The sequence below is a fragment of the Ramlibacter sp. genome (assembly GCF_035706265.1).
In the GTDB taxonomy this organism is placed as follows: domain Bacteria; phylum Pseudomonadota; class Gammaproteobacteria; order Burkholderiales; family Burkholderiaceae_C; genus Ramlibacter.
In genome coordinates this window covers 1-6148 of the sequence record NZ_DASSVG010000396.1, presented here as the reverse complement: position 1 = coordinate 6148, position 6148 = coordinate 1, and the positions used below count along the sequence as shown (strand labels likewise).

The 6148-nt window shown below is 71.8% G+C and carries 4 protein-coding genes and 1 pseudogene; 3 read left to right on the top strand and 2 right to left on the bottom strand.

Annotated features, from left to right (window positions below; all coding sequences use genetic code 11):
• The 3 genes from VFM98_RS14310 to VFM98_RS14300 form a co-directional block, all read left to right on the top strand.
• On the top strand, nucleotides 1–938 hold a 938-nt coding region (locus VFM98_RS14310), incomplete at its 5' end, for an efflux transporter outer membrane subunit (protein ID WP_325110586.1).
• On the top strand, nucleotides 938–2281 hold the full coding sequence (locus VFM98_RS14305) for an efflux RND transporter periplasmic adaptor subunit (protein ID WP_325110585.1): 1344 nt from the start codon (nucleotides 938–940) through the stop codon (nucleotides 2279–2281). The genes VFM98_RS14310 and VFM98_RS14305, both read left to right, overlap by 1 nt.
• Nucleotides 2282–2296: 15 nt before the next feature.
• Nucleotides 2297–5419 (top strand): efflux RND transporter permease subunit, encoded by a 3123-nt coding sequence (locus tag VFM98_RS14300; RefSeq protein WP_325110584.1) that lies wholly within the window; start codon nucleotides 2297–2299, stop codon nucleotides 5417–5419.
• Nucleotides 5420–5512: 93 nt separating this feature from the next.
• On the opposite strand, the gene rfaE2 is transcribed toward VFM98_RS14300, so the two are convergent.
• Nucleotides 5513–5998, bottom strand: a complete 486-nt coding sequence (gene rfaE2 / locus VFM98_RS14295) for a D-glycero-beta-D-manno-heptose 1-phosphate adenylyltransferase (protein ID WP_325110583.1) — start codon at nucleotides 5996–5998, stop codon at nucleotides 5513–5515.
• Nucleotides 5995–6148: pseudogene (locus tag VFM98_RS14290) on the bottom strand (ferritin-like domain-containing protein); the annotation flags it as partial. The pseudogene VFM98_RS14290 and the gene rfaE2, both read right to left, overlap by 4 nt.

The window sequence follows — 6148 nt, the reverse complement described above, 5'->3', positions numbered from 1 at the left end:
CGACCACCTATGTGGACCTGCGCGTCTGCGAGCGCCAGCTCGAAGTGGCACGCAACGACGCGCGCTCGCGGGCCGAATCGGCCCGGCTCACCAGGCTCAGCGCGGACGCGGGCTTCACCGCGCCGGCCGTGGCCGCGCAGGCCCGGGCCAGCGCCGCCGAAGGCGCCGCCCGCGCCACCCAACAGAAGGCCCAGTGCGACCTCACCGTCAAGGCGCTGGTCGCGCTCACCGGCCTCGCCGAGCCCGAACTGCGGCGCCGCCTCGACGGCGGCTGGACCGAGCCTTCCGGCATCGCCGCCGGCGCGATTCCCGAGCTGCCGGCCGCCCTGCTGCGCCAGCGGCCGGACGTCTACCTCGCGGAGCGCAACGTCGAGGCCGCCAGCGCGGACGTGGGGGCGGCACGCGCCGACCTCCTGCCCCGCCTCACCCTGAGCGGCCAGCTCGGCTCGGTGCTGGTGCACGCGGGCGGCGAGAACATCCGGGCGCGCACCTGGCAGATCGGCCCGCTCGCGCTGACCATGCCGGTGTTCGACGCCGGCCGGCGCGCCGCGGCCAACGACGCCGCCGTGGCGCGCTACGAGGAAGCCGTGCTGCAGTACGAGGCGCGCGTGCGCCAGGCCGTGCGCGAAGTCGAGGAGGCGCTGGTCAACCTGCGCAGCGCCGAGGAGCGCACCGACGACACCCGCGCCGCCGTGGAAGGCTACCGGGTCTCCTTCGCCGCGGCCGAGGCGCGCTACCGCAGCGGCCTCGGCAGCCTGATCGAGCTGGAAGACCAGCGCCGCGTGCTGCTGGCCGCCGAGACCACGCTGGTGGGCCTGCAGCGCGACCGCGTCGCCGCCTGGATCGCGCTGTACCGCGCCCTCGGCGGCGGCTGGCACACGGCCGAGACCACCGCGCGCACGGCAGAATCCGGCACCCCCGAGGAACCCACCCGCTGATGCTGCACCTGCTCCCCACCGTCTCGCTGCTGCTGGCGCTCGCACTGCTGGCCGGCTGCGGCAACAAGGAAGAAGCCGCGGAGGCACCGGCCAAGCCGGCGCTGACCGTGAACGTCGTGACGCCGCAGCAAACCATGCTGCCGGTGACGCTGGCCGCCAACGGCAACCTCGCGGCCTGGCAGGAAGCCACCATCGGCGCCGAAGGCAACGGCCTGCGCATCGCGGAAGTGCTGGTGAACGTGGGCGACCGCGTGCGCCGCGGCCAGGTGCTGGCGCGCTTCGACGCCGGCACGCTGCAGGCCGAGGCGGCGCAGGCGCAGGCGGCCCTGGCCGAGGCCGAGGCGGCGGCGGCCGAGGCGGCCAACAACGCGGCGCGCGCCCGCACGCTGTCGCAGACGGGCGCGATGAGCGCCTCGCAGATCAACCAGTACGTCACGGCCGAGGCCACCGCCAAGGCGCGCGTGGCGCAGGCCCAGGCGCAGCTGCAGCAGCAGCGCGTGCGGCTGGCGCAGGCCGCCGTGCACGCGCCGGACGAAGGCGTGATCTCGGCGCGCACCGCCACCGTCGGCGCGGTGGTCAACAACGGCACCGAGCTGTTCCGCCTGATCCGCAAGGGCCGGCTCGAGTGGCGTGCCGAGGTCACCTCGGCGGAACTGGGCAAGCTCACCACCGGCACCCATGCGCTCGTCACCGCCACCAGCGGCGCGCGGCTGGAAGGACGCGTGCGCACGATCGGCCCCACGGTCGATCCGCAGACCCGCATCGCGATCGTCTACGTGGATGTGAAGCCGCTGCCCGGCCCGGCTGCGGGCAGCGCGCGGGCCGGCATGTTCGCGCGCGGCGAGTTCGACCTCGGCGCGGCGCCCGCGCTCACCGTGCCGCAGCCGGCCGTGGTGGTGCGCGAGGGCTTCAGCTACGTGTTCCGCATCAACCCCGACAACCGGGTGAGCCAGGTCAAGGTGCAGACCGGCCGCATCGCCGGCGACCGGGTGCAGGTGCTCTCGGGCCTCACGCCGGACATGAGGCTGGTGGCCAGCGGCGGTGGCTTCCTCAACGACGGCGACCTGGTGCGGCTGGCCGACGAGCCGGCCAGCGCCTCGCCCGCGGCGGCCGCCGGGGCGGGGGCCGGGGCTGCGTCGGCATCCGCACCCGCAACGACGGCTTCGGCTTCGGTCTCCAACTCGCACACGCCCTTGCCCGCGGCTGCGGCGTCGGCGCCGGCGCTCGCTGCATCGGCTGCCGCCAGTGCGGCTTCGGCCGCGGCCAGTGCCGCCTCCGCCGCGGCCCGCGCTGCTTCGGCCGCCGCCCGGGCGGCCTCCGCCCCGGCCAGCATCGCGCGCTGATCCAGGAAGGGCGCCATGAATTTCTCCGCCTGGTCCATCCGCAATCCGATCCCGGCGCTGATGCTGTTCGTGCTGCTCACCTTCGCGGGCCTGCTGTCGTTCAAGTCCATGAAGGTGCAGAACTTCCCGGACATCGACCTCCCGACGGTGCTGGTGACGGCCTCGCTGCCGGGCGCCTCGCCGCAGCAGCTGGAGACCGACGTGGCGCGCAAGCTGGAGAACGCGATCGCGACCATCCAGGGCCTCAAGCACATCATGACCAAGGTGCAGGATGGCGTGGTCACCCTCACCGTCGAATTCCGGCTCGAGAAGCCGGTGCAGGAAGCGGTGGACGACGTCCGTTCGGCGGTCTCGCGGGTGCGCTCGGACCTGCCTTCGGACCTGCGCGATCCGATCGTCAACAAGCTGGAGCTGGCCAGCCAGCCGATGCTGGCCTTCACCGTCGCTTCGCGCAGCATGGACGAGGAGGCCCTGTCCTGGTTCGTGGACAACGAGCTCTCGCGCAAGCTGCTGGCAGTGCCGGGCGTCGGTGCCGTCAACCGCGTGGGCGGCGTCACGCGCGAGGTGCGCGTCGCGCTCGATCCGCTGCGGATGGAGGCGCTCGGCCTCACCGCGGCCGACATCTCGCGCCAGCTGCGCCAGGTGCAGCTGGAAAGCGCGGGCGGCCGCGCGGATCTCGGCGGCGGCGAGCAGCCGGTGCGTACGCTGGCCACCGTGCAGACCGCGCGCGAGATCGGCCAGATCCAGCTCGCGGTGGCCGCCAACCGCAAGATCCAGCTGGCCGACGTGGCCGAGGTCACCGACACCATCGCCGAGCCGCGCGCCGCCGCCCTGCTCGATGGCAAGCCGGTGGTCGGCTTCGAGGTCTCGCGCAGCCGCGGCGAGAGCGAGGTGCAGGTGGGCGCCGCCGTGCACCAGGCACTGGCGGAGCTGAAGGCGCAGCACCCGGACCTGCAGCTCACCCAGGCCTTCGACTTCGTCACGCCGGTGGAGGAGGAATACGAGGGCTCGCTGCACCTGCTGTACGAAGGCGCCCTGCTGGCCGTGCTGGTGGTGTGGCTGTTCCTGCGCGATGCGCGCGCGACCTTCGTCTCCGCCGTCGCCCTGCCGATGTCGGTGATCCCGGCCTTCATCGGCATGCACCTGCTGGGCTTCACCATCAACGTGGTGACGCTGCTGGCGCTCTCGCTGGTGATCGGCATCCTGGTCGACGACGCCATCGTGGAGGTGGAGAACATCGTGCGCCACCTGCGGATGGGCAAGACGCCCTACCAGGCGGCGATGGAAGCGGCCGACGAGATCGGGCTGGCGGTGATCGCCACCACCTTCACGCTGATCGCGGTGTTCCTGCCCACCGCCTTCATGAGCGGCATCGCCGGCAAGTTCTTCAAGCAGTTCGGCTGGACGGCCTCGCTGGCGGTGTTCGCCTCGCTGGTGGTCGCCCGCATGCTCACGCCGATGATGGCGGCCTACCTGCTCAAGCCCGCGCACCTCGAGCACGGCGACCCGGCGTGGATGCGATGGTACCTGCGGGCGGTGAACTGGAGCATGACGCACCGCCTGCTCACCCTGCTGTTCGCCACGCTGTTCTTCTTCGCTTCCGTCTTCCTGATCCCGCTGCTGCCCACCGGCTTCATCCCGCCCGACGACAACTCGCAGACCCAGGTCTACCTGGAGTTGCCGCCCGGCTCCACGCTGGAGCAGACGCGCCGCTCGGCGGAGGACGCGCGCCAGGCGGTGCTGCGGGTGAAGCACGTGAAGAGCGTCTACACCACCATCGGCGGCGGCAGTGCGGGCGGCGACCCGTTCGCCAACCTCGGCGCGGCGGAAGCGCGCAAGGCGACGCTGACCATCCTGCTGGACGAGCGCGGCGAGCGGCCGCGCAAGCAGGTGATCGAGAACCAGATCCGCACGGCGCTGGAGCGCCTGCCGGGCGTGCGCAGCAAGGTGGGCCTGGGCGGCTCGGGCGAGAAGTACATCCTCGTGCTCACGGGCGAGGATCCGAAGGCGCTCTCCGCCGCCGCGGTGGCGGTGGAGAAGGACTTGCGCACCATCCCTGGCCTGGGGCAGATCGCTTCGACCGCCAGCCTGATCCGCCCCGAGGTGGTGGTGCGGCCCGACTTCGCCCGCGCCGCGGACCTGGGCGTCACCAGCCAGGCGATCGGCGACACGCTGCGCATCGCCACGGCCGGCGACTTCGACGTTTCGTTGCCCAAGCTGAACCTGTCGCAGCGGCAAGTGCCGATCGTGGTGAAGCTGCGCGAGGACGCGCGGCAGGACTTGCAGGTGCTGGAGCGCCTGTCGGTGCCCAGCACGCACGGCGGCACGGTGATGCTGGGACAGGTGGCGACGCTGGAGCTCTCCGGCGGGCCGGCCGTGATCGACCGCTACGACCGCTCGCGCAACATCAACTTCGAGATCGAGCTCTCGGGCCAGCCGCTCGGCGAGATCGCCGAGAAGGTGCAGCAGCTGCCCTCGATCCGCCACCTGCCGCCCGGCGTGCGCGTGGTGCAGGTGGGCGACGCGGAGATGATGGCGGAGCTGTTCGCGAGCTTCGGGCTGGCGATGCTCACCGGCGTGCTGTGCATCTACGTGGTGCTGGTGCTGCTGTTCAAGGACTTCCTGCACCCGGTGACGATCCTGAGCGCGCTGCCGCTCTCACTGGGCGGCGCCTTCGTCGGCCTGCTGCTGGCGCAGAAGAGTTTCTCGATGCCTTCGCTGATCGGCCTGATCATGCTGATGGGGATCGCGACCAAGAACTCGATCCTGCTGGTGGAGTACGCGATCGTGGCGCGGCGCGACCGCGGGCTCACGCGCTTCGAGGCGCTGCTCGATGCCTGCCACAAGCGCGCGCGGCCCATCATCATGACCACGCTGGCCATGGGCGCCGGCATGCTGCCGATCGCCATCGGCCTCGGCGCCGCCGACCCGAGCTTCCGCTCGCCCATGGCGATCGCCGTGATCGGCGGCCTGTTCACGTCGACGATCCTGAGTCTGCTGGTGGTGCCGGTGGTGTTCGAGGTGGTCGATGACGTGGAGCACTGGGGGCGCAAGCACGTGAAGCGCTTGCGGCATCGGGGGCATCACCCCTCGGGCGAAGTGCGGACCTCACGTGCTGGCGAAGCGCGCCACTCGTAGGCTGGCGGTGACGAAGGAACCCCAGCGATCAGCGAGCGCAGCGAAGCTGGGGTTCCGGGCGCGCGTTGCGCGCCGTCACCGCCAGCCTACCGGTCACCCGGCGGACTTGATCCGGCGCACCAGGTTCGTCGTCGAATACCCGTCGACGAACGGGATCGCCAGCGCGCGGCCGCCGTACGACTCCACCAGGGACGTCTCGGCCAGCTTGCGCATGTCGTAGTCGCCGCCCTTCACGTACACCTGCGGCCTGAGTTCGGACAGCAACTCCACCGGCGTGTCCTCGTCGAACCAGGTCACGAGGCTCACCGATTCGAGCGCGGCAATCACGATCGCGCGGTCGTGTTCGTTGTTGAGGGGACGGTCCGGGCCCTTGCCGAGGCGGCGGGCGGAGGCATCGGTGTTCAGCGCCACGACCAGGCTGCCGCCGACGGCGCGCGCCTGCGCCAGGTAGGTGACGTGGCCGCGGTGCAGCACGTCGAACACGCCGTTGGTGAAGACCACCGGGCCGGGCAGAGCCGCGAGCCGCGCCGGAGCCTCGGCGCGGGCCACGATCTTGGCGAGGAAGGCCGGAGCGCTCAAGCCGGCTGCGGCGCGCCGCCCTCGCCGGAGCCCAGGCTCGCCTGCAGCTCCTTGCGGTAGCGATTGAGCTCCTGCACGCTCTTGAAGCTGCGGTCCATCAGCAGGCTGAGGTTATGCAGGATGCGCTCCACCACCTTGGTTTCCCACACC

Coding starts and splice junctions, on each gene's coding strand:
- VFM98_RS14305 (WP_325110585.1), top strand. CDS start 938: ATGCTGCACCTGCTCCCCACCGTCTCGCTGCTGCTGGCGCTCGCACTG.
- VFM98_RS14300 (WP_325110584.1), top strand. CDS start 2,297: ATGAATTTCTCCGCCTGGTCCATCCGCAATCCGATCCCGGCGCTGATG.